This is a genomic window from Methanobrevibacter sp. (assembly GCF_030539555.1).
Taxonomy (GTDB): domain Archaea; phylum Methanobacteriota; class Methanobacteria; order Methanobacteriales; family Methanobacteriaceae; genus Methanocatella.
Window position 1 is genome coordinate 51,974 of sequence record NZ_JAUNXX010000005.1, and the last position, 23,735, is coordinate 75,708.

20 protein-coding genes are annotated in these 23,735 nt (G+C 36.8%); 8 read left to right on the top strand and 12 right to left on the bottom strand.

Features of this window, described 5'->3' with window-relative positions:
- Positions 1-77: 77 nt before the first annotated feature.
- The 5 genes from Q4Q55_RS02330 to Q4Q55_RS02350 form a co-directional block, all read right to left on the bottom strand.
- Positions 78-3,413 (bottom strand): hypothetical protein, encoded by a 3,336-nt coding sequence (locus Q4Q55_RS02330; protein ID WP_303371206.1) that lies wholly within the window; start codon positions 3,411-3,413, stop codon positions 78-80.
- 209 nt (positions 3,414-3,622) lie between these two features.
- Positions 3,623-4,804, bottom strand: a complete 1,182-nt coding sequence (locus tag Q4Q55_RS02335; protein ID WP_303371207.1) for an Ig-like domain-containing protein — start codon at positions 4,802-4,804, stop codon at positions 3,623-3,625.
- Between the two features lie 111 nt (positions 4,805-4,915).
- Positions 4,916-5,890, bottom strand: coding sequence for a hypothetical protein (locus tag Q4Q55_RS02340; protein ID WP_303371208.1), 975 nt, complete (start codon positions 5,888-5,890; stop codon positions 4,916-4,918).
- 105 nt (positions 5,891-5,995) lie between these two features.
- Positions 5,996-6,931, bottom strand: coding sequence for a hypothetical protein (locus Q4Q55_RS02345; protein ID WP_303371209.1), 936 nt, complete (start codon positions 6,929-6,931; stop codon positions 5,996-5,998).
- Positions 6,932-7,040: 109 nt separating this feature from the next.
- On the bottom strand, positions 7,041-9,329 hold the full coding sequence (locus Q4Q55_RS02350; RefSeq protein ID WP_303371210.1) for an Ig-like domain-containing protein: 2,289 nt from the start codon (positions 9,327-9,329) through the stop codon (positions 7,041-7,043).
- Between the two features lie 101 nt (positions 9,330-9,430).
- On the opposite strand from Q4Q55_RS02350, the gene Q4Q55_RS02355 reads away from it, so the two are divergent.
- Together Q4Q55_RS02355 and Q4Q55_RS02360 are read left to right on the top strand one after the other, a co-directional pair.
- The gene (locus Q4Q55_RS02355; RefSeq protein WP_303371211.1) at positions 9,431-11,056 is read left to right on the top strand and encodes a hypothetical protein; all 1,626 of its coding nucleotides are present in this window, start codon (positions 9,431-9,433) and stop codon (positions 11,054-11,056) included.
- Between the two features lie 131 nt (positions 11,057-11,187).
- Positions 11,188-13,602, top strand: a complete 2,415-nt coding sequence (locus Q4Q55_RS02360) for a hypothetical protein (RefSeq protein WP_303371212.1) — start codon at positions 11,188-11,190, stop codon at positions 13,600-13,602.
- A 37-nt stretch (positions 13,603-13,639) separates the two neighbouring features.
- Here the strand turns inward: Q4Q55_RS02360 and Q4Q55_RS02365 are convergent, their stop codons facing one another.
- The 4 genes from Q4Q55_RS02365 to Q4Q55_RS02380 form a co-directional block, all read right to left on the bottom strand.
- Entirely contained in the window at positions 13,640-13,933 is a 294-nt protein-coding gene (locus Q4Q55_RS02365) for a hypothetical protein (protein ID WP_303371213.1), read from the bottom strand.
- Positions 13,934-14,141: 208 nt separating this feature from the next.
- On the bottom strand, positions 14,142-17,096 hold the full coding sequence (locus Q4Q55_RS02370) for a DEAD/DEAH box helicase (protein WP_303371214.1): 2,955 nt from the start codon (positions 17,094-17,096) through the stop codon (positions 14,142-14,144).
- Positions 17,093-17,281 (bottom strand): hypothetical protein, encoded by a 189-nt coding sequence (locus Q4Q55_RS02375; protein ID WP_303371215.1) that lies wholly within the window; start codon positions 17,279-17,281, stop codon positions 17,093-17,095. Before Q4Q55_RS02375 ends, Q4Q55_RS02370 begins: the two co-directional genes overlap by 4 nt.
- A 6-nt stretch (positions 17,282-17,287) precedes the next feature.
- Positions 17,288-17,677 carry a (deoxy)nucleoside triphosphate pyrophosphohydrolase gene (locus Q4Q55_RS02380; RefSeq protein WP_303371216.1) on the bottom strand — a complete coding sequence of 130 codons (390 nt, stop codon included), beginning with the start codon at positions 17,675-17,677 and terminating at the stop codon, positions 17,288-17,290.
- Positions 17,678-18,126: 449 nt separating this feature from the next.
- Between Q4Q55_RS02380 and Q4Q55_RS02385 the strand changes: the two genes are divergently transcribed.
- The 4 genes from Q4Q55_RS02385 (at position 18,127) to Q4Q55_RS02400 (ending at position 20,018) form a co-directional block, all read left to right on the top strand.
- A complete protein-coding gene (locus tag Q4Q55_RS02385) occupies positions 18,127-18,714 on the top strand; it encodes a hypothetical protein (protein WP_303371217.1) in 588 nt (195 codons plus the stop codon).
- Positions 18,715-18,821: 107 nt separating this feature from the next.
- On the top strand, positions 18,822-19,304 hold the full coding sequence (locus Q4Q55_RS02390) for a hypothetical protein (RefSeq protein ID WP_303371218.1): 483 nt from the start codon (positions 18,822-18,824) through the stop codon (positions 19,302-19,304).
- 4 nt (positions 19,305-19,308) lie between these two features.
- Positions 19,309-19,446 carry a hypothetical protein gene (locus Q4Q55_RS02395; RefSeq protein ID WP_303371219.1) on the top strand — a complete coding sequence of 46 codons (138 nt, stop codon included), beginning with the start codon at positions 19,309-19,311 and terminating at the stop codon, positions 19,444-19,446.
- Positions 19,447-19,466: 20 nt separating this feature from the next.
- Complete coding sequence (locus Q4Q55_RS02400; protein WP_303371220.1) at positions 19,467-20,018, top strand: hypothetical protein; 552 nt, start codon at positions 19,467-19,469, stop codon at positions 20,016-20,018.
- A 121-nt stretch (positions 20,019-20,139) separates the two neighbouring features.
- Here the strand turns inward: Q4Q55_RS02400 and Q4Q55_RS02405 are convergent, their stop codons facing one another.
- Together Q4Q55_RS02405 and Q4Q55_RS02410 are read right to left on the bottom strand one after the other, a co-directional pair.
- Positions 20,140-21,072 (bottom strand): Dam family site-specific DNA-(adenine-N6)-methyltransferase, encoded by a 933-nt coding sequence (locus Q4Q55_RS02405; RefSeq protein ID WP_303371221.1) that lies wholly within the window; start codon positions 21,070-21,072, stop codon positions 20,140-20,142.
- A 58-nt stretch (positions 21,073-21,130) separates the two neighbouring features.
- Positions 21,131-21,982, bottom strand: a complete 852-nt coding sequence (locus Q4Q55_RS02410; RefSeq protein ID WP_303371222.1) for a type II restriction endonuclease — start codon at positions 21,980-21,982, stop codon at positions 21,131-21,133.
- Positions 21,983-22,188: 206 nt separating this feature from the next.
- Here Q4Q55_RS02410 and Q4Q55_RS02415 point away from each other — a divergent pair, with 206 nt between their 5' ends.
- Entirely contained in the window at positions 22,189-22,506 is a 318-nt protein-coding gene (locus tag Q4Q55_RS02415; RefSeq protein ID WP_303371223.1) for a hypothetical protein, read from the top strand.
- 87 nt (positions 22,507-22,593) lie between these two features.
- Here the strand turns inward: Q4Q55_RS02415 and Q4Q55_RS02420 are convergent, their stop codons facing one another.
- Positions 22,594-23,025 carry a DUF4268 domain-containing protein gene (locus Q4Q55_RS02420; RefSeq protein WP_303371224.1) on the bottom strand — a complete coding sequence of 144 codons (432 nt, stop codon included), beginning with the start codon at positions 23,023-23,025 and terminating at the stop codon, positions 22,594-22,596.
- A 148-nt stretch (positions 23,026-23,173) separates the two neighbouring features.
- Here Q4Q55_RS02420 and Q4Q55_RS02425 point away from each other — a divergent pair.
- On the top strand, positions 23,174-23,735 hold a 562-nt coding region (locus Q4Q55_RS02425), incomplete at its 3' end, for a restriction endonuclease subunit S (protein ID WP_303371225.1).

The following is a 23,735-nucleotide window of genomic DNA, read 5'->3' on the forward strand; positions in this document are numbered from 1 at the left end:
AGAGCTGAAAATAGGTATTTTAACTAAAAAAATAGAAAATAATTAAAAAAAAGAATAAGAAATAGAGAAATTAATCTCTATCTTCTAACAATTGCCACTTTCTTGAGTGTGTCTTTTATGTATGTTGCCTGACAGATTATCTTCTTGCCGACTGCAAGCTTGTAGAAAAATGCTTTTTTAACAGCAACCTGTGCAATTCCTTTAGCGTTTGTTTTTGCCTTGAAGGTTTTGCCGTTGAACTTAAAGATTACTACTTTGTTTTTGATTGGAGTTTTACCTTTCTTGAGTGTTGCTTTTAAAAATGCATAGTTGGCGGATTTTTTGACTATTGTGTTAGCCAGACTCAGTACACGTTTTACCGTAACGGTTTTTGTTTGTGAAACTTTGCCGTATGTTGCGGTCACTTTGTATTTTTTAGGAAGGTTTGTCAGTTTGAACACTGCAATGCCTTTGGCATTGGTCTTGACTGTTTTTACCTTTTTGCCGTTGACCTTGAATATTACTGCAGCATTTTTGAGAACCTTACCGTCAACACCTTTAAGGGTTGCCTTGAATGAGGCTTCACCGTAGTAGAGGCTTGTTGATGCCAATGTCAATTTAGGGTTTTTTGCCTCTGCGACGTTGATTACGAACTTGCCGTAATCATAATAAAGGTCATCATTTGTGAAGTACACCCTGATGGTGTGTTTTCCTGCGGTCAGTTTTGACAGGGAATATGCGGCTTTTCCGTTTTTGAGATTGACATAATATGAATCATCACCAAATTCAACTTCCATCTGACCTTCCACACCGCTATTTGATATGAGGGTTACAGGATTGTTTGCGAATACGACCATTTTATCTGAAATTGACAGTTTAGGATAGGTAGATATGCCCTCACTGATGGAATTGACAGAATATCCGTACTCGTCATTGTCCACATATTGGGCGTAAAGTTCGAATAATCCCACTTTCAGATTGGAGTAGGTGATTTTGGCAGATCCGTTTGATATGCGGACCTCCTTATCAACTCCGTTGAAGCTTGTTTTTAATGTACCGTTTGCATCACTCGGCAGATTCAGTGTTACGGTCAGTGAATCGCCATAAATGAACTCATTTGAATTTATTACAATTCCGCCGACAATTGATATTTCCCCACTCTTGTTTTCCACTTCATAATCTGCACCGTCATAGTAAGTTTTGATGTTGTGATAGCCTAAGGAAAGATTTGCAAATGAAACATTTGCCTGTCCGTTTGCAATAGGAACTTTGGCATAGTTTTTATCGTCGATTTCAACAACCAGATTTCCCTTTGCATCTTTAGGAAGTAAAAGTTTGACAACACTGCCCTCATCTCTGTAATAGTTATCATAAGTGTAATCGATGTGAGGATATACTGTGAATGTTGTGTTTACCTTAAGCGGGGAGTACTTGGCATTTCCCTTGAAGTCTACTGCGATATCATGGGTTCCCGCAAATTCGGATATGTCTACAACAACCTGGGTTTCCTCATAGTCCTCGATTTCGTATTTGGTGAATTTGACCCCGTCAATGAGGATATCGAAACCTGATTTTATGCCGTAAGGACATACTATGGTAACAGTATTTTCATCACCGAAACTGTACTCGATATCAGATAAACGGAAAGCGAAAGTGAAATTCATGGCGAATTTGTATGATTCTGTGAACTTGGAGTATTTGCTGTCACCTAAAAATGATACTTTTAAAGTATGGCTTTTGGAAACATCGCATTTGCTTAAGTCCACTACGTAAACGTGACCGTATTCATCATAGTCATCATCAACATAATCGATTTCATCCAATAGCTTGCCGTCGATGTAGAATTTTAAAGTGCCGGCTGCATCAGCAGGCAATCTTACATATGCCCTGTCATCCTGATTGATTATGACTGTTTGAGGAACTGTTATTATGTGTTCCACAATCTCGAATGTTACGTTGCATTGTGCCGGTTTGAAGTAGTCGTCACCTTCATAGATTACTGAAATAGTGTGATTTCCAATTTCAAGGCCTTCAGTTGAAAGAACTGTTTCTTCACGGTAAATGCAGGTATTTTTCAAATCACCGTCAAGGTAAACGAAGACGATACCTGTGGCTTGCTCACTATCCGGAACATTGACTGGTATAGTTGATCCTATTGCCACTTTGTCCGGAACGTAAATGCTGAAGTTCATTGAAGGATTTTCACTGATTACGTATAAGTTATTGTACCATGAAATTCCACCCTCTATTCCGAAATTCAGGTAATGGCCATCAGCAGATATGTTATTTACAGGAACGGAAACTTTACCGTCAGAGCCCAATGCACCTTCAAATATACGTTCACCATCCAATTCGATAAAGACAGTTTCACCAGCATAACCGGTTGGAAACTCGAGGGTGACATTGTTGAAATCTTCAACCCATACTTTTTTGTCTACGTTTATTTTAGGGCCGATTCTGAAAGAGTAACCTTCATAATATCCACTAGGTGATGCGAAAATCCAATATGAGTCGCCTAACCCGTAGTCGCCTTCAAGGTAATATTTGGTCCTTTCGCCAGTACATGTAACATTTTTCTCAAGAATCATTTCAGTCCCATCCCAACTTTCACAAATCCTTAGATTGACCACTCCGCCGTCATAGTAGTTAACAGTGACATATGGATTTTCGTTGAAAGCAACATAATCCGGAATCTGCACGTCAGCACCAACATCAAAGATTTTTGTAATTGTTTTTGCCTTATATTTGTTGTTTCCTTCATAGCTAACTGTTACGTTGAGTTGAGGTGCCCTCACGGAAGGAATCCTGAAGTAAAATTCGTTGTCATCATCGAAATAATATTGCATGAATTTCTCACCGTTAATGAATACCACTGCATTTCCGCTCACATCACTTGGAAAAGTAACTTCAAAATCAGCGGATTTTCCGTAGACAATTATATCATCAGTTTCAAGATAAAGGGTTATGCTTGCGCTATAGTCATTTATATTGTAAGATTTTGAAAATGATTGTGTCTTGCCGTCATTTGAAGTGAAATCGACTTTCAAAGTGTGTTTTCCGATTGTATTGAATTTGAAAGATTTGTTTGTTATACCTCCACCATAAATATCCTCAGAATCATAGTCATCACCGTCCCTATAGACAGTTATTTCACCTGAAGTTCCGTTTGGAGCATATACTGAAAACTTATAATACTCCATTGCCTTTACACTGTCCGGAAACACCACATCAAATTTTGTTATGTCGTTTCCAACTTCATCTTCACCGACAATCTCCTGTACGGAATCATCAGCGATTAAATCATTGTCTTCAACTGCAAGAACTGAATCTTGCGCGTCTTCTGTTGCTGTCAGGTTGTCTGAAGCGCTGACAGCCCCCAATGTTAGAATAGCCAGCAGGATTATGCTGACTAAAATAAATCTGTTAAATTTCAATTTAATCCCCAAATTAATTTAATCAATATTCAAGTTGAATACAATTAGTATATCTGAAAAACATGACATATATAATTTATTTAAATGATATTCGGAATTTTTAGAATCCGAAAAATAAGATTGAGCGATTTAACTTAAAAATTGAACAATGATTAGAAAATCTATGAAAAATTAAAAAAAAGAGAGAAAATATGAACCTGAATCCAAGTTCATAATTTTTTGGCCTGACCATTGGTTATGATTCCAGTGTATCTGGCAACACCCTTGGCCAATGCCGGAATCTTCAATATTGAAGTTGCAGATCCCTGACAGTAAGCATTCAAAACAGAAATAACAACCTTGTGATAACCGGTTGAGAACTGATTGGACTCGATTGCGGCAACACCATTTGACTTGTAAATCTTGCCGTCATATCCTGTAACAAGAACATACCTTTTAACTGCAGAACCCGTATAAATGCTGAGTGACAGTTTTATACCATTGAGCATCTTTTTGGTTGCCTTGTCAGCCACCTTGATGTGAACTGCACCGAATTTACTGCCGTATATCCTTTTGGCCGTAATCAGCAAAGGCTTTTTGTTGATTTTGACATAGGATGTCTTTGCGCTGGCCTTATAGTTTGAACCTGCACTGGACACCACAATCTTGTGGGTTCCTATGGACAATTTGGATGCAGACAATTTGGCATATCCGTTTGATTTTGTGGTAATGTATGCAACATTATACTTGCTGCCTGTGTAGATTACAACCTTAATTTTGACTCCCTCAACGGCACTTCCTGAGCTGTCAACGGCACGAACTTTGAATGTCTTTCCTGATGCATAGGTGGTTGTCAGCTTGGTTGGTATCAGATTTATTGTTTTTGCAGTGTTTCCACCACCTTTAATGGTAACGTGAACTTTTTTTGAAGCTTCATATGGAGAATCGGTTGAAAATACAGCCGTATATTTCCCCTTGGCCAGATTTTTAATTGTTAATGTTGCCTTACCACCAGCATCTGTTTTTGCACTGAATGTCTTACCCGCAATGGCCAATTTAACAATTGTTCCAGAAATCGGATTTCCATCCCCGTCAACGAGCTGGGCAGTCATGAGGGCATTTGTTCCATAATTGAATGTCTTGTCATTTGCAATTATGCTGGCCTGATTTTCACCGTCTGAAACCTTGTCTTCATTTTCAACAGCGCCAGTAGTGGTGGAATCCTCCTCATTTGCCAAGATAGCTTCATCCCCTGACGCGTAAATTTCATTATCTTGTGAAATAACCATGTTTTCATCATCACTTAAGGTCACTTCATCTGTTTCGTTGACGTCAGCTGCGCTTACGCCAGCTATTGCAGTGACAGACACCAGAAGCAACAATAAAATGAAAAAATATTTCTTGTTGAACATAATAAAAAAACTCCTTGATTGGTTAATATTATGTTGCCAAGCAATGATAAGTCAATGAAAGAAAATACTTTCGTTGAGAAAAAAAAGAAAAAGAAAAGATGTTTTAAACATCTATTGGACATATGTCCTTCCGTTGATGACAGTGTATATCTTACCGCCGGAATGCCATATCGCCCATTTTTTGTAATATATTTTTGCATTTTTGGTAACTACCAGCTTGGTTAGCTTATTTCCGTAATAGTTTTTGGTTGCAGGCATTATCTTAACCAGGTGAGATCCGACTGTCAGCATGTTTGTTGCATAGATTATAACTCCACTTAATCTTGAAGATTTGTCATAACCGGATGTCAGATATCTGGTTATCCATTTGCCGCTGTTGTAAATCATTACTTTAAGTTTTATGCCGTTTGTGTATTTTTTCAATAGATTGTCCTTTACAAGAGAATTGAAACCTATAACTCCATTGGCAGAGAATAGTTGAGCGAGATAGGATATCGGCCTTGGTTTGACGGTGATGTATGACACCACATTGCTTGCAGAATAATAAGAGCTGGAAATGGAGACTATGACCTTATGGTTTCCTGCAGCCAGGTTTGTAGGCACGTTATATGTTGCAATGCCTTTGGAATTTGTTTTGGCAGTGATTGTCTTATATGAACTTCCTGAAAAGATTTTGATTTTGACGGTAACACCGCTTGCAGGACTGTTATAGCCGTCAAGAACCTTAACTGTTCCTTTTTTAGCGTTCTTGTAGTAAGTTGTTATTTTTGAAGTCTTGATTGTGGCGTAACTGTCTTCATCATCCCAGTCGTCATCCCAATAATCATCAAAATCGTCATCGAAATCGTCATCATCTGTGAGAAGACCTGAATTCTGATTGTTTGAAACCGCAACCACATTCGGCACTTCGCTTTGAGTGGACAATTCGTTTGCATCATCATCGCTTAGAGCAATGATTTCTCCTGTTGTATCCTCACTGTCTGCAATAATGTCTGTCTGGTTTGCATCACTGGCGCTGACGCCTGCAATGGTTCCGACAGCCACTATCAAAAGCAGGAGGACAAAAAAATATTTTTTCTTAAACATGATAAAAACTCCGTTGGGTTATATTATGTATCTAAGAACTAATTAAGTCATATAAAGGAAATGCTTTAATTTAAAAAAAAGATAAAAAATAGATGTTTTAAACATCTATTGGACATATGTTCTTCCGTTGATGTATGTGTATGTCTTGCCTTCGGAAATGTATATTGCCCAGTTTTTGTAATACAGTTTTGCGTTTTTGCTAACCACAAGCTTGGTGATTTTGCTTCCTGTGTAGTCTTTGGTTGCAGGCATTATCTTGACCAGATGGGATCCCACTGTCAGCATGTTTGTCAGATAAGCATTTATTCCGTTGAATTTTGTGCCTCTCATCTTTCCGGTTGTCAGATATTTGGTTATCCATTTGCCGTTGTTGCTGATTAGGATTTTCATCTTGATTCCGTTGGTTGTCTTTTTGGTCAGCTTATCGGTCACCATACTGATGAAACCTTTTACGGAATACTGTGTGCAGTATTCGCTGTAAATGGATAACGGTCTTGGTTTGACTGTAATGTATGTGGTTACGGATTTTGCAGAATATTTTGAACCGAGGATGCTTATTACAACCTTATGCTTTCCGCTTGACAGGGATGTTGGAATCTTATAGGTTGCGATTCCTTTGGAATTGGTTTTACCTGAAACTATTTTGTAGGAACTGCCTGTGTAGATTTTAACTTTGACTGTGACGCCGCTGACCGCCTTGCCATCTGATAGGACTTTAACCTGAGATGTCTTTGCATCCTTGAAGTATTTGGTTACTTTTGATGCGGATATTTTGGCTGCTTTCGGCTGATTGTCATTGGAAGAAATGACTTCTGGAGCATCTCCTGTGCCGTTGTCTTCATCGTCAGCTAAAATTTCAGTATTGTCGTTGTTTGGACTGGTCATTTCATCTGATTCGACTACACCAGCCACTTCATCTGTTACATCTGCACTGTCTGCAATAGCATCCATCTGGTTAGCATCACCGGCACTAACTCCGGTAACGGCCCCGACAGCTATTACCAGCAGGAGCAGAACGAATAAATATTTTTTGTTTAACATGAAAAAAACTCCTTTTCGTGTTTATTATTATATGCTTAAACACTATATTAAATTATTTGAAGTGATAGCATTCATTTGAAAAAAAAATAAGTATAGAGATGATTGGTCTCTATTTTAAAACTTTAACTGACTTTTTGACTGTGTCCTTGAGGTAGGTTGCAGAGTATGTGACTTTCTTTCCGGCAGTAAGCTTGCCAAGCATAGCTTTTGTGACAGTTGCCTTTGCAATGCCCTTGGAGCTGACTTTGGCTTTGATTATTTTGCCGGCAAAGCGGAAGGTTACTGTCTTTCCCTTAAGAGCCTTGTTCAGTTTTGCTGTTAGAACCACCTTTTTGGCTGATTTTTTAACCTTGACTTTGCTTAAGGAGATTGTGTGTTTTACTGTCAGCTTTTTGGAAACTTTTGTGTTTTTGCATTTGACAGTTATTGTGTATTTGCCCACAGCATATTTTGCAGGAATATTCACTTTTGCCCATCCCTGAGAGTCTGTTTTGACAGTCTTTAGTGTTTTGCCGTTGATTTTGAATGTTACTTTGGCGTTTTTTGCAACTTTTGCATCGTTGCCGTAGACCCTTACCTTATAAACACCATCGGCATAACCCACACTTGTGCTTTTGGCAATAATTTTCACCGGAGCCTTCTCGACATATACTCCCGCATAGTAGGATGAATTGTATCCGTCCTCGCCATAGTAGCAAATGTCAAAGTCCCAATCCCCAACCGGGAGATTTGACAGGTCAAGTGTTGCCAGACCGTCCCTGATTTGTGAAGTGTAGTTTTTGCCGTTGATTGTGGTTTTTATAATTCCCCTGCAGTCTTTCGGAACTCTGAATTCAAGAATGTTTTTCAGGCCTACTTCGATTACGCTTTCATATTTGAGGCGTGGATATGCAATGAAGGCTGTTGAAATGTTTTCAACGTCGTAGTCATCTCCTGTGTAGGTGACGTTAACGTCATAGATTCCCGGATTCAGGTCGGATATCTGAAGTGACGCCTTGCCTTTGTCAAGCCTTGCGGTCTTGTACAGGACGCCGCCGATGTATATTGAAAGATTTCCCTTTGCATCGCCTGGAAGATTCAGTGTGACTTTAGTGGGATAACCGAAGTAGATTTCATGGTCATGGAGATTGATTGCGTATTTTACTGAGAAATTGCCTGTCACTGTTGTCCTGTAATACTTGTCGTCGCCCAGATATGTTACCACTACAGTGTAGTTTCCCACATCAAGGGAAGATACGTCTATTTCAAGGTCCTGAGTGTACTTTTTGAAAGGGACTTTCATGCCGTTTACTGTAACGTTGAATAGTTTTTCCTTCAGGTCTTCAGGAATGTAGACATAAACTGTGTTTTCCTCACCGTATCTGAAATCATACCGTGAATAGAGGTCAATGTCATATGTTGCATTCACATTTGCGGTTTTTGTTCTGTTGAAAGTGCCGCATTCAACAACGACTCTTATTTCGTGAGCTCCGCAGGTTATGTCATCAAACAGTGAGAATATAAGCTCACCATACATGTCCAATGATCTTTTAGTAACCAGTTTGGAGTCTATGTAGATGGCCACAGTACCTTTGCTTTTGTTTGAAACGCTTACGCTGATGCAGTCATCATGGTCAAGATAGACATTGCCAGGAATGCTAATTGCGATATCAGTCACGTTGAAGTCGAGGGTTATTGTTTTTGCATTGTAATAGTCATCACCGGAATAGTCGGCCACAAGCTGATGGGAGCCCAAATCAAGGGATGTTATTTGAGTCTCGTTTAAGAATACGAACGGCGCTGTGACATTTGTCCGGTTAATCAGTATTTTACCGTCCAGATAGACTTCAACTGTACCTGCAGCTGATCTTGGAAAGAGTATTGCCGGCATAAATGAATAGTGCTGTCCGAACTGAACTATTTCAGACGGAATCATGAATTCAGGAGAGTGGTCCTTAGGATATTTCATGACCATAAGGTCGTGTGTAACGTTTATCTTAAATCCGTTGTAGAATGCTGTTACATCATATCTGGTGAAATCATATGCAGGCCAGATGTTTGGAACTATGATTGGAAACTCCTTTGGAGGCAATTGGATTGGAATTACCACTCTGCTTCCAGTGATGTTTTCATCATAAATTGTATGATTGTTTATTCTGACATTGAGCTTTCCCTGAGCTGATTCAGGAAGGCTGACTGTGATATCTGTCAGATTCTTTTCATATACCTTTTCATCAAAAGTCACGTTTATTTCACTTGCAATCTGCTCATCCAGGGAAATCTCAGGAGTTGAGTTTTCAATTATTTCAATTTGAGAATCCATCTCCAGATTATCCTGAGTGGTGTTTTCAGCTGCACTGACACATGACATGGCAAAAATAAGCAAAACAAACATGATCATAATTTTTCTAAATCTCATCAACTCACCACTTTATATAATAATATGAGCCATATTGTATATATAATTGCAATATTATTTATGGCATTATCAACAGAAGTAATATCATTAATGTTTGCCAGGTGAGTTCCATCAATAAAAAAGCAGCGATAATCTCATTAATGGTTCTGTTGATGATATTGATTCCGGCAGTCTGCGCCGACAACGTTACGATAAGCAATTCGCAATCCATCAGGGATTACGTTAACGAGTGCTCAAGCAATGACGTCATTACTCTTGAAAGTGGAACATATAAGGAAGCAGGAATAGAAATCAGCAAGAATCTGACAATCCAAGGAAGTGGAGATGCAAGCAGCGTTGTACTGAACGGCGAGTATGGCGATTCAATCGTTAAAATAAACTCTCCATGCACAGTAACGTTTAAGGATTTGACATTCACATCCGGTTTCAGCAAAGGCAATGGTGGAGCAATAAACGCCCAGGGCGGATGCACACTGATACTTCAAAACTGCATTTTCACAAGCAACATGTGCGGTGCAAACGGTGGAGCCGTAAGCATTTGCGGTGATTTTGAAAACGCCAGCCCGGCATCGCTTAAGATGTACGGCTGCAAATTCGTTTCAAACATTGCCGGTGAAAACGGCGGAGCTGTGAACACATACATGACAAATACCGAATCCTTCGACTGTGAGTTCACCAAAAACATTGCCGGTGCAAGCGGAGGGGCAATAGCAAGCAGGGATTATTCAAAAACAGATCTGATATGCTGTGACATTGAAGACAACGCTGCAGATAACGGTGGAGCTGTTTTCAACAGACTCAGCGACGTTTATCTTGTCGACAGCGAAATAGTCAACAACACCGCCAAAAACAGAGGAGGGGCATTCCACTCAACCGGAATTTTAAGTGTTGTAAGCTCAAAGATAATGGACAACAAGGCCAAAAGAGCTGGAATCGTATATGTCTCAAACGAATCTGATTCTGTTGTGCCTGTGACCATCTTCAGACTCAACGAGATACATGCGAACACCGCAAAAGACGGGACAATTGCCTACTTTGAAAAGATGGCTCCAAACGACAGTGACTTCAACAGCAACTACTGGGGAGACGTGAATCCGAACTCAACAAACTGGAACGAATCATTCGTTAGAAACGACGTCTTTGAAAACCCTGAAATCTGGTATCCTCTTGAAGTCAGTACAATAAAATCATTTCCAGTAACCAAAGAGTATACCACATACACATTCTCGGCGATGTTTACGACAAATGCAGGAAAGCCGTTGAAGAATACGAAAGTCATCTTTAAAGTGAACAAAACAGAATATTCAGCCAGAACCGACAGTAATGGCTTTGCAAACGTTTCTGTTATGTTAAGCTCCGGAAACTATACCATCACAATAATAAACACCCAGACAGGAGAGGAACTTTCATTTGATTTGGAAGTGCCCGAACCGACCCACTCCCAACATACAAACACAACAGTGTTCATGCGTGACGGAAAGGCCGTGGGAGCATTCACATATTCCGTGAATACTCATGGAGTAAAGACAACCCTTGATACAGGAAAAGGAATCATCACAAAAGCGATAACATTCAACAAGGGCGGAATAACTATCTCCACAAAGACAAACGATACCGTCGTCAAAGACCGCATCACAACCAAACAGATTACACACTTCTTCATTATACTCCTGCTGCTGGCGATTGTAATTTACGGCTCCTACAGATACAGAAAAAGCAGGAAATAGCCACAACTGTTTTTAAATTCATGTTTTAAGTGTTGAACACCCCGGAAATGTCACTTGTTTTTGAAAGCAAAACATTTACAATATTTAAATCAGATGATTTGCAAAGATATAATTATATAGGAGTTTTTATCATGACAAAGAAATTATATCTGATCTCTTGTCTTATCATCCTTCTTATTTCAATCACTGCCGTCAGTGCCGAGGATTTAAACTCAACCGACACTGCACTGGCCGATGAAACAGCACTAGATGATTCACTTGAGATAACTGCAGATGATGACACACTAACAGCAACAAGAACCGTGTCCGGAAGCACATTCGCAGACATTCAAAAAAGCGTCGACAATGCCCAAGCGGGAGACACAATTAAGCTGTCCGGAACATATACCGGATCAGGTTCTATGATTAAAATCAACAAGACATTGACAATCGAAGGAAATGGAGCGACACTGGATGCGAAGGATTCATCCAAAATCTTTGAAATCACAGGAACACACGTTACCGTCAACAACATTGTTTTTAAAAACGGGCATGACACATCATCAGGAGCCATTGACTGGTGGTCCGGTTCCAAATCAGGCTCTTCAGACTTATATGGAGTTTTAAGCAATTGCAGATTCATCGACTGCAATGCCGATTTCTGGGCAGGTGCAGTTTATCTTTCATGCAACAAAGTAACAGTGACAGACTGCTACTTTGAGAATAATGAAGCCAATTACGGAGGAGCTTTAAAAATAAACGGAGAAGGCTGCGTAGTTAAAAACTGCAAATTCACAAGAAACATCGCAAGAAATGACGGGGGCGCAATCCATGCCGATGTGGAAAGCGATACCATAATTACAAACTGCACATTCAGCTCAAATTATGCAAAAGTTAAAGGCGGTGCCGTTTATACAAAAAATAAGGATTTGACAATTTCAAAATCATCATTTACCTCAAATACTGCATCAAATGGAAATAATTACTACGGTGAAGCAAGTTCAAACATTGCAATCAGCACATGCACCTGGAGCGAAGGCAACATCAACGACTATTCAACACTCGGGCTTGCAGGAGAATACACTCCAATCACATTAATTGAAACTGCTATCGAAGTGCCTGCCCAATCAGGATTTGTAAACAGCAACCAGGTGATTACAGCAACCGTCAGGGATGCATCAAACAATTTGGTTGACTCAGGAACAGTTGAATTTACTATTGGCGGTAAAATATACACTGCAGATGTCAAAAATGGAAAAGCATCAGTTACCGTCAAGCTAACAACTTTCGGCTCAATTGCTGCAAGCGCAAAATATCTCGGAAACGGAAAATACGATTCCACATCACCTGTCAACTTCAAGCTGACCAGTGATGTAAACCATGTCAAATTCAGCGCATCAAGCTTAAGCACCTACTATAATTCAGGTGAAAAATTCAACGTTAAAGTCATCTCACAGGACGGAACAAAAGCTGTGGCAAATGTTAAGGTGACCGCTAAAGTTTATACAGGCACAAGCACCAAAACATACACTGCAACATCAAACAGCAACGGCATTGCAGCATTCAACATTCCGAATTTGGCGATTGGAAATCATAAGGTTGTAATCAGCAGTGCAGATGCAAAATCAGCAGTCGCAAGCCAGATTACAAGTTCAATCAAAATTTCCAAACTGTCAGCCACATTAACACCGACCAAGCTGTCCACCACATACGGATCAGGAAAATACTTCCAGATTAAAGTGATTAATTCAAAAACCAAAAAGGTAGCTTGCGGCGTTAAACTGAATTTGAGAATTTACACCGGCCCATCATATAAGACCGTCACAGTCACAAGCGCATCCAACGGATATGCAAAATATGCCGGATCACTATTAAGCGTCGGCACTCACAAAATCGTTGTAAGTGCTAAAGAAAGCAAATATGTCGCAGCCACTGCCAAAACAAGTTCTGTTAAAGTTTCAAAGGCAACTCTTGTAATAAGCGCCCCTAAAGTAACCAACGAATATCAAAAGTCACAGACATTCAAGGTCACCGTCAAAAACAAGCAGACAAAAGCCGGCATGAAAGGGGTTACTGTTGCCGTTAAGGTATATACCGATTCAAGCTACAAAACATTCAACGTAAAAACCGACAGCAACGGTGTTGCAACCATCAACACCAAATCATTGAGCAAAACTGCACACAATGTCGTTGTAAGCGTTGCAAAAACCGGCAAATACAATGCCGCATCAGCTAAAAGTAAGATAACAATTACCAAAGTGAAATTGGCAACAACAATAACCATTGAAGACTGTTATAAAACCAGTAATGGTTACTTCATTAAAGCATGTTTAAAAGACAGCACCGGCAAAGCATTGGCAGGTAAGGAGATTCTTATCAAAACCATAATGTATTTAGGTGGCACCGCCTCAGATGGAGGAACAATTTCTGCAACAACTGATTCAAACGGTTATATTGCCGGAGGTGCCAACATGATGTTCGGAGGAATTACAGAATATGACATAACTGCAATATTTGCAGGTGATGATTCATACTGCGCCACAACCACAAGCAGATACTTGAGTTAAATGAGAAAATTTACTTTTTCTCATCCTTTTTATTTTTTTATTCGACTTTCACATCATCAATTAACTCTCTGATATTTTCATCCTCAAAACTTAAATCAGCAGAATCCTCTTTACCTTTTACACATTTAAGAAAATCACCAGTAACATAATCAAAATATATCAACCATTCATAATTTAAACCTCGAGTTTTTTCAATGAAATCACAAATGGTACCATAAGCTTCATCACTGAAATCTTCCGGCAAATCCTGTTTTTTGATTAATGGAGATTTCTGATTTTTTAATTTATTGTATTGCTTAAAATCAGAATCCCCAACAATAATCGAAATCATTGAAATAAACAAACATATTATTAAATCTTTAATTTTCATGATTTAAAATAGGTTTAACTAGTTATTATAACTTAATTTTTGAAATAAATCGTAAATCATTTAATAAATGGTTTTTTAAAAACAATTTTACACAATCAAAGCAATTTTATGAAAAATTCATTGAATACACTCTTTAAAAAAAATTGTATATATTTGTTGCTAAAACAGACTAATCATTTACGAAATAGGAATAAAGCTCATCCTTGACTTCAGTCTGAATTTTGAACTTGAAATTGACAATCGGCTGTTCTTTACCGCTGATGTTACGGTAGACCTGCTTATATGACATCGGAGTCAATTTACCAATGTAATAGAAATCTATTCCTTCATCATTGCTTTTTTGAATGAACAGTTGAGTATTAACACCATTGTAGTTAATAAGAGGCTCAAGTTCCGGTGAGGATGTTTTACGATTGTTTCTGCTCATCCAGTTGAAGGTGTCTTTGGAGATGAAATGATCCTCGTAGTTGATTGTTTCGGAGATGTCCTCTTTTTTATTGTAAGTTACGAAAATCGGACAGGTATCATATTTTATCTTGTATCCCCCTATGTTTTGCCCGTTCATGAACCTTTCCCAGTTGAGGAGCCTTAAAACATCTTCCCTTGAGTATTTTTCATATAACCTGAATGGCTTTTCGTCTGCGTAAACGTTGGCGTACTTGTAAAATCCATACCTTATGGCATCCTTAGCGTGATTTAGAAATACTGGATTTGCCAATGCCCCTTTAAATATCTGTGATATTTCAAATTTGTAGTCCTCATTGTTTTTCAAGTCCATATAAACGTTTTTGTCGAAATCAAAATAAAGCTTTTCAATGTCCAAATCCGTGTCAGTGATGAACTGTATGGTGTTTGCCTGATAATCGTCACTTGTCTCTTTCCTGTAGAAGTTCATGCTCAGGACGTTGATTGCACTTTTGACTGATTCAAACTGATTTTCAAGTCCGTAGTTATCATGTAAGTACTTTTCAACCTGACTGACCGTGAAATATCTGTTATATATAAGACAGCTTATGATTACAAGTTCATGTGGCCTGATTCCCTTGATAAGCTTTTTTGAGATGAATCTCAATGCCGCAAGCTCGCTTTCGGAAAGTTCGCTTGAGTAGTCCTTTTCGACATATTTTAAAAATGTGTGGTATGTGTCGAATTTGTTGTGATTGAGGATTATTTCAGGATTGAATTCACCGTTGATGGCGAAGTCATTAAGTGAAGGGATTCTTCCCAGCTTGTATTTTAATTGATTGTACTTTTCCTTAAACAATGCCACCTTTGAAAATGAAGTGTTGTTGATTGACTCATATATACGCTTTTTGGAAATCTCATCAAAGTTGATTGACGAAGCGCCGGGAATGATTTTGTTTCCCTCAATCAGATACTTTCTAATCCTGTCCTTGTCATAGGATCTGTCGCCTGAAAGTGCAATCGGAATCATGAAGTTGTTTTTGTAGTTTCCGATGAAATCAAGGATTACGACGAACTCCTTGTTTCGGTATTTCCTAAGTCCCCTTCCAAGCTGCTGTATGAAAATGATTGGAGACTCCGTCGGCCTTACCAGAAGGACCTGGTTGATTTCGGGAATGTCAACACCTTCATTGAAGATGTCAACCGTGAAAATGTACTCGAGCTTGTTTGGGTTGTCGTCGTTTGTCAGGCGATCGATTGCCTCAAGCCTTTTTTCCTGTGAATCATCACCTGTCAGGACAACTGAAGGATGTCCTCTTCTAGTAAATTCCTTTGCCAGCAATTGTGCTTCTTTTTTTCTTGAGCAGAATACAAGTGCCTTTATCCGGTCACCGGAATATCCGTAGAACTCTGACTTTTCCAACAAATAGTCCACTCTCTTATCGGATGCCAGCAGATTGAAGTCGCTGAAGTCCTCATCGATTGTGTTGTCGTCAAATTCCACGTCAGTTATTCCGAAGTAATGGAACGGACACAGCAGGTCCTCTTCCAGAGCTTCCTGAAGCCTGATTTCATGGGCGATGTTGTTGTCGAAGAGGTCATATATGTTGAATCCGTCTGTTCTCTCCGGTGAAGCAGTCATTCCCAGGTAGAATTTCGGCTCGAAATAGTCGAAAATCTTTTGATAGCTCAATGCACCTGCCTTGTGAACCTCATCTATGATGATATAGTCAAAATAATTTCTGTCATATCGGGTGTAGACGTCATCCTTGCTCATTGTCTGTATTGTGGAGAAAAGGTAAGGCTTTTCGTATTCCTTTGAGTTTCCGGACAATAATCCGAATTTGTCATGGTCTTTAAAAACATTTTTATAGGCGTTGATGGACTGCTTTGCAATCTGTTCCCTGTGAACCAGAAACAGGAATCTTTCAGGTTTGAAATCATTGACTGCAAAAGCGGAAGCGTAAGTCTTACCTGTTCCGGTTGCCGAAACAAGAATTGCTCTGGATTCTCCCTGTTTTATTAGAGATCTCAGATTGGAGATGAAATCCTCCTGCATGATGTTTGGAGTCAGTTCCTTAATGTTTTTTTCTTTAAGCTCTTCGGTGATGTCTTTTAGGTTCTTGAAGTTTTTGTGGTCGTTGTAAATCTTTTCATAGGCCGGAAGGACACTTTCAAGAGAATCCGCCTGTTGCCATAATTGTGTGAACTCATTTTTGAGGTTTGTAAGCATTTCACCCTCATTTAAACTGGTAAACTCAACGTTCCACTCCTTGTTGACCGTAAGGGCATTCATTGTCAAGTTGGAACTTCCGACAATGCCCCTGTAAACGTCACCCTTTTTGAAAAGATATCCCTTTGTGTGGAATCCTTCATTTTCCTGCGGATAAAGCTTTACTTCAATGTTGGAAAAGCTGTTGAGTTTTTTCAATGCCTTAGGTTCTGTAAAATAGAGATAATCTGTTGTAAGTATCTTTCCTTGGATGTTGTTGGCTTCAAGATACCGGAACTCCTCAAGAAGAGGAGTGATTCCGCCCAAGGTGATAAATGCCGATGAGAGAATGAACTCATCGCAGCTTCTAAGCTCATCTCTCAGAGAGTTGATGACTTTGGTGTTTTTGTTGTTGTACAATAATCTTGGTTTAAAATCAGAGCTGGAGCTAAGATTTTCATCTATGAAGGCTGTTCTTGCCCCGTTCAAGATTTCTTCAGGATTCATTTATTAAGCTCTTCCTTTTCCTTTTCCAAATGATCTATCAGCCCATTTACCTTGTCCAACTGCATTTTAAAGGTTTCAGCTCTTGGATTGTCTCCAAGCTTTTGGAGTTTCACTTCAAGGTTTGATTTGAGATTCTGGGCATCCTCAAGTCTTTTTTCAATGTTTTTGATGTCATCTGTATCCATTCCAAATCACTCCATCGTATTCTTTAAGTAATCCACTGCCCGAATGTCTGCGGGAATCCAGTTCACGCTGTCAAGTTCATCCCTTGAAAGCCACATCGCATCATTGTGCTCCAGAAGTTTCGGGGTTCCCTCAACAATTTCAGCCTCAAAGCAGCTCATCTTCAGATAAAAGGTAGGATACTGGTATTCAAGGTCAAGTGCGAATTTTGTAGGTTTGATTGTACAGTCAAGCTCTTCTCTGATTTCCCTTACAAGAGCTTCCTCTTTTGTTTCGTTTTCCTCAATCTTTCCGCCAGGAAACTCCCACATATCAATGAATTCTCCGTAACCTCTCTTGGTTGCAAGGATTTTGTTGTCCTTTTTGATGATTGCCGCCACAACATTTAACGTTTTCATGATTATCTAGTTAAATATTTGGCAGCTGACGTTATATAGTTTATATTTGTGAAAGTTTTTCCAACATTTATATCCAACAGATTATCATCCGAAATATTTAAATAAGTTAGTTTTTTTGAATATAAAATTGGAATTAATTTGTAAAATTGATTTGAAAATGAAATATTACTTTAATAACAAAATCCCCAATATGAAAGACTTTAAATGCCCTGAGGCTTATACCACACTATAGACATCATTGATGTTCAGTCATGTCAAAGATGACTATATTTGGGAAAAAGAATGGGTTAATCCCCTTCTACCTTAAAAAACTTATTTTACTATTAAAATCCTTAAGTCACAAAACTCCCTTTTGATTCAACATGCCCAATTAAATGTTTTTCTTTACATGACTAATATAAACAAACCAACAGAAATATAATACACAAAACCAAAAGGAGTTGAAAAAAATGAATGTCAAAAGAATATTGTTGATATCACTAATCGCAGTGATTGCGCTTTCATGCATAAGTGCTGCGAGTGCAGGATTTTTGGACGGACTTTTCGGAAGTTCCGGAAACATAACAAACATTTCAACCTTCCAGTTCAACATTCCGGAAGGATACACCCTGGATGAGGATGAAGGCAACCTTGAAGAGGATGTCGGATGGTACATCAAAGATGCGACATCAGGAACCATAAAAGCAGGGTCAGTTCAGAAACTTGGATTTGCAAACAGCATGAAAGTGGAAATCAAAGACAATGACTACACAGATATTCCAAACGGTGCTAAAGTGCTCAACGAATCCTACAAACACTACAGCAATTCCAACGGCGATGACATCTACATCTACATCAGGCACCCATTCAACGGCACCGAACAAACCGCCGAGATTATGGACCTGAACATAAACAAAAACATAAAAGGAATAGACGGTGAATTCAAGGATTATGATGACTCCCCTAACGAATGCTTCTTTGAATACATCAAAGACGGATCATACGTAAAAATCTATGCCAAAAACGAAGACATGGTTTCAAACATGATTGTGAATTAACTGTTTTTTTATGCGCTTCCAAACCCATGGAAGCGCAAATGTTATTTTAAAGGAAAAATATCCTTACATAATGACTTAATCAATGAAAAAATTCCCGGTGAGCAACAATGGACAAAACAGAAATAGGATGCTGCGCAGGTTTGTTTATAATTTTCCTCATCATAGGAGGAATTTTTGTTTCAAACAACTTAAACAGCACCGGAGACGAATACGTCAAGCTATTCCTTGACATTGACGATGCAGGCGTTAAAACCTACGGAGATGAAAAATTTGGAAATCTGTATATCGATTTGGTAAGCGAAACACTTGCAAATTCAGGTTATTCATGTGATAAGGATTTAAGTGATGCAAAGATTCTTGTAAACGTGAGCGATGCCAAAACCGGTGAAAAGAAACAGTATACACTGAACTATACCGGATACACATCATCCGCCAAGATTACACTGCCTTACGGAGAATATAACGTTTCAGCATATTTTGCGGGAAACTCAAAATACAAGCCTGCAGAACTTGAAGGAAATGTTGAAATCAATGATGAAAGCGTCCTGAATTCCACATACAGCGGAGACTACAAAACATACTATTACTAGTGAGATGAGAACATGGGATTCTTTAGAAAGACACAGCAGGAGAAGGAAGAAAAAAGAAAGAAGAATTTTGAAAAGCAGATGGAAAAACTTGAAGACCTTCTGGAAAAGAGCCGTGAAGAAATTCCCAATGCCACCAGGATAATCTTTAACAGTACAGTTTCCATGGTGATTAAAAAGGCAATGACAAAGGAGGAATACCAGAAAGCCGCAAACCCCCTTAAGGAATGGGTGGAATTCGTGATTAAAATCTATGGAATGGACAGATCACAGATGAGCTTTGGTGAAACCCTCAAGTTGGGCGCAAGTGATGCCAACATAAAACTGAACGATTGGAATACACTTGAAAGAAACGTGCTGGACGCAGTATATGGAATCACCATTGCCTGCGAGTGGGAAATCGTTGTTGAACTTGTCGATGCGTTTTTTACCATCCGCCCGAAAATCATGAACATGAGAATAAACAGAAGTTATGCCGGAGAAAAGCTTGTCTACAACAAGGAAAAGATATTCGTGTCATTGGCTCTCTACAGCGGCTTTGCAAAGTACAAATTGGGGGACTTTAACGGCGCTATGGAGGTTTTTAATGCTTTTAAGACTTTCAAGATTCCGTTTGAGATTGATGATGGCGATTATGCCCGTGAGGTTTTTGGTGAGTTTGGTGGAGAGATTAATTGCGAGACTTTGATTGGGAAAATTGAAAGTGAGAATTATTAGATATTAGTATGGGCAATAATTGATTAATAGTCATTAAAGACATGTAATGTATGATGAATTAGTTAGTTTTCTTTTCAATAAGTGACGCACAATTTAAAGTTGAAAAAAGAGAAATTTAATATCAATAATTCATTACTAAAATTTCATTAATTTTACCCCTATTTTTTCCATTAGAATTAATAGAACGTTTTGCTTTGACTCTTTCGATTGTAAACTCAGCATATAAATCATCAAAAAAATTATCATTTTCATCTTCATTTTTAGGGTCAGAATTGCTTAGAATAGCTTTCGCACCTTTATCCGAAATTCTTTTATAAAACTTTGAAAGTTCAATTTGATGTTCATCTGTAAATTCAAATCCTGCATAAGTAGTAAAATTCGATTTACTAGATAATGGCCTGTAAGGTGGATCTAAATAAACTAAAGAATCATTATCAATTAATTCTTCGGAAACATCATAATTCGCATTAATTATATGAGTATTTTTTAGTGTTTTAGAAACGGCTAAAATATTATCTTTATCACAAATCAAAGGTTTTTTATATCTACCATGAGGCACATTAAACTCACCATGCTTATTTAATCTAAATAAACCATTGAAACATGTTTTATTCATAAAAATGATTTGTGACGCTCTAATTACATGTTCATAAGAATAATTATCAAAATCAAATTCAGACAAATGTTTATTAAAATTATTATTTCGAATATCCAAATAATATTCTTTCCTAGAATCTTGTTCTAACGGCAAATATTCATCTTCTAATTCAGATAATAATTTAATTAATTTTTTTGGATCTTTTTGAATAACATTATATGTTAAAATAAGTTCTTTATTGATATCATAGATATATGATTCTCCAACATCATAATTATTCATTAAATGAAAAAATAGTGCTCCCCCACCAACAAAAACTTCAAAATATTTATCTATTTTACGATTCTTCTTAATATCTTCAGGAAGTTTATTTTCTATTGTAGACAACAGTTGTTTTTTACCTCCCGCCCATTTTAAGAAAGGTTTAGAACCTAAATTATTATCATACTTTAACATAATCTATCCTATATACCAATTATTTAATAAACATGTTCAAAGAGCAATTGAAAAGTAATCACAATAAACCCTCAATTAGTTTATCAAGCATATTATAATTAACAATGAAATCTATATTTTCTCCAACATCCATCAATGTTGAAAACATTTTATGCCACCCCTGACCATCAGTAACCCAAATAAATGTCAAATTAGCATCATCAGTGTCTTTTTGAAGTTCAACATAAGCATGAGCCACTTCAATTGGTTTACTTCCAGTACTATTATAAAAATTGCATTCAATAACAATTTTTGGAATCGAATTTTCATAAAGTACATAATCAAAACGTTTGCTCCTATTAATATTAACATCACTATCTTCTTTAGTAAATTCCCAATTAGGCAAATTATTTATTTTTTCTTGAAGTAATGCGCCTACCGCATCTTCAAAAATATGGCCGCTACGATTTTTTCGAGCATTAGTATCCAAACCTACTTCTGCCCCAACCAAATATGAATATAAATCACCAATATTGTTAAATAAGTCTAAAAGACCTGTTTCAATTGAAAATTCGAGTATTTTATCCAAATCAAAGTTTGTTTTAGAAAAATTAATAATTTGAGAAGATTTATCTTTAATACTGAAAATTGGAACTTTTTTATTTCGAATTGCTAAAATAGAAGGTAAAATCTCAACAACTTCAGGATAGCGAATTAAAATTTCCTTAAATTTATTTTCCAAATCATAAGAAGAGACCTTATTTAAGCTATTTAAAATACCTATTTCAACAAGATGATTTTTAAGATTAGTATACACTTTTTCCCAATTTACATAAAACTCATATGTATGATTAGAATCCAATAATGTGTTTAAAAAATCATCTGAATACTCAGATAAAGAAGAATATCCTAATTTAGAATAATTAACCATTTTTTCACCCAAATTAAATCTAAATATAAATATGATTTCAAAATATAAAAATGTTTTATAAACTAATTCTTATGATTTACCTTTAATAATAAAATAGAACAATGAAACTGCCATTATTTAGTTTGATTTAATTATAAAGAATAAATTGACACTAATAATAACAAAAAAGACATATATAACCAATTATAATATATTACTTGATTGAAATGACAGTACAAGCTTATTTAATAAAAGACATTAGTTCAAAAACTAAGGATAATGAAATAACAATAGAGAAAATTATCGAAAAAACACCAACATTCAACTTAAATAATCATGAAAATATATTGAAACTGTTTCAAAGCAATGAATGTGATAATACAAACAAAGATTTGAATGGAGAATTAACAATAGATAAAATTACTTGGAAAGAAATATTAACTAACTTATCAACAGAAAAATACACTCCCGAAGAACTAAATATTATTGATAAAATAACAAAAGATTTAAAAAATAAAGAAATAATATTCTATGAATGTTTTTAAAACAATGAGACGTAAACAAGAAATCTAAATATTATTTATGTATAATGTCAATAATTGGAAGAACAATTGAGTTTAATAACATGAAAATTAATACATAGATATCCAAATTGAAAATTCAGTAAATAACATTGAAGCAATATCCAAATGCCATTTTATTGCATCATCCCAATTTTCCTCATCGACAATATCAAAATACTTAAAAAGACCAATATATGAATTTCCATCACTTTTACATTCCCAATTTAACTTAATACCAACCATATTCTCAATTTGTTCTTTATTTTGTTCTAAATAGTTATATAATCCTTGTTTATGAGAAATAATGATTTTACACTCTTGAATTTTTTTGATAGAATTAACACTCATAGAAATACGTGCAAATTTATTTCCTAACGGCAAATAATAAGCATTGCCCTTAACCATTTTAGGTTTAAAATCAGGATAATCATCAATCAATACCACATTTAATTTTCTCCAATATTCATACTGTAATCTTTTAACAGTCTTTTCAGAAGCCATATCCTCACCAACATTAATAAATTATATATTAAACTATAAAAAATTATTTTTCATACAATTAATCAAATTAACTACAAGACATATGGAAACATTCGCCAGTAATAAATTATTGAAATTATTTTGATTTGGATAAATCTATTTCATATATTTGAGTTTAGAATGGAATGATGTTGTTCTCAAGGATGTTTTATTAGATAAAGGATATATACGTGGACCTTTTGGTTCAGCATTAAAAAGGAGTGAAATGAAATCTGAAGGAATTCCTGTTTATGAACAACAGAATGCAATTTATGACAATAGAATTTTCAGATATTACATTGATGATGAAAAATATCAATCTTTAAAAAGATTTACAACATTACCCGATGATTTAATTATAAGCTGCTCTGGCACTGTTGGTAAAGTTTCAATAATTAAAGATAATGATCCAAAAGGAATTATAAGTCAAGCATTATTAACATTAAGAGTTAATAAAGATATTATTCTTCCAGAATTTTTAAAATATTTTTTTAGTTCTTATGAAGGTTATAATTCATTAGTATCAAGATCAACAGGTTCTGTCCAAGTTAATATATCTAAAAGAGCAGTTATAGAGCAAATACCATTAAAATTGCCTCCTATTGAAGTTCAAGAAAAAATTGTATATTACTTGAAATTATTGGATGAAAAAATAGCTGTTAATGAAAAGATAAATAAAAATTTAGAACAAT

What these genes read in the sequence shown, in the direction of transcription:
- Q4Q55_RS02365 (WP_303371213.1), bottom strand. Translation starts at nt 13,933, where the DNA reads ATGATTTCGATTATTGTTGGGGATTCTGATTTTAAGCAATACAATAAA.
- Q4Q55_RS02380 (WP_303371216.1), bottom strand. Translation starts at nt 17,677, where the DNA reads ATGAAAACGTTAAATGTTGTGGCGGCAATCATCAAAAAGGACAACAAA.
- Q4Q55_RS02375 (WP_303371215.1), bottom strand. Translation starts at nt 17,281, where the DNA reads ATGGATACAGATGACATCAAAAACATTGAAAAAAGACTTGAGGATGCC.
- Q4Q55_RS02385 (WP_303371217.1), top strand. Translation starts at nt 18,127, where the DNA reads ATGAATGTCAAAAGAATATTGTTGATATCACTAATCGCAGTGATTGCG.
- Q4Q55_RS02370 (WP_303371214.1), bottom strand. Translation starts at nt 17,096, where the DNA reads ATGAATCCTGAAGAAATCTTGAACGGGGCAAGAACAGCCTTCATAGAT.
- Q4Q55_RS02335 (WP_303371207.1), bottom strand. Translation starts at nt 4,804, where the DNA reads ATGTTCAACAAGAAATATTTTTTCATTTTATTGTTGCTTCTGGTGTCT.
- Q4Q55_RS02345 (WP_303371209.1), bottom strand. Translation starts at nt 6,931, where the DNA reads ATGTTAAACAAAAAATATTTATTCGTTCTGCTCCTGCTGGTAATAGCT.
- Q4Q55_RS02360 (WP_303371212.1), top strand. Translation starts at nt 11,188, where the DNA reads ATGACAAAGAAATTATATCTGATCTCTTGTCTTATCATCCTTCTTATT.
- Q4Q55_RS02420 (WP_303371224.1), bottom strand. Translation starts at nt 23,025, where the DNA reads ATGGCTTCTGAAAAGACTGTTAAAAGATTACAGTATGAATATTGGAGA.
- Q4Q55_RS02400 (WP_303371220.1), top strand. Translation starts at nt 19,467, where the DNA reads ATGGTGATTAAAAAGGCAATGACAAAGGAGGAATACCAGAAAGCCGCA.
- Q4Q55_RS02390 (WP_303371218.1), top strand. Translation starts at nt 18,822, where the DNA reads ATGGACAAAACAGAAATAGGATGCTGCGCAGGTTTGTTTATAATTTTC.
- Q4Q55_RS02405 (WP_303371221.1), bottom strand. Translation starts at nt 21,072, where the DNA reads ATGTTAAAGTATGATAATAATTTAGGTTCTAAACCTTTCTTAAAATGG.
- Q4Q55_RS02410 (WP_303371222.1), bottom strand. Translation starts at nt 21,982, where the DNA reads ATGGTTAATTATTCTAAATTAGGATATTCTTCTTTATCTGAGTATTCA.
- Q4Q55_RS02395 (WP_303371219.1), top strand. Translation starts at nt 19,309, where the DNA reads ATGAGAACATGGGATTCTTTAGAAAGACACAGCAGGAGAAGGAAGAAA.
- Q4Q55_RS02415 (WP_303371223.1), top strand. Translation starts at nt 22,189, where the DNA reads ATGACAGTACAAGCTTATTTAATAAAAGACATTAGTTCAAAAACTAAG.
- Q4Q55_RS02340 (WP_303371208.1), bottom strand. Translation starts at nt 5,890, where the DNA reads ATGTTTAAGAAAAAATATTTTTTTGTCCTCCTGCTTTTGATAGTGGCT.
- Q4Q55_RS02350 (WP_303371210.1), bottom strand. Translation starts at nt 9,329, where the DNA reads ATGAGATTTAGAAAAATTATGATCATGTTTGTTTTGCTTATTTTTGCC.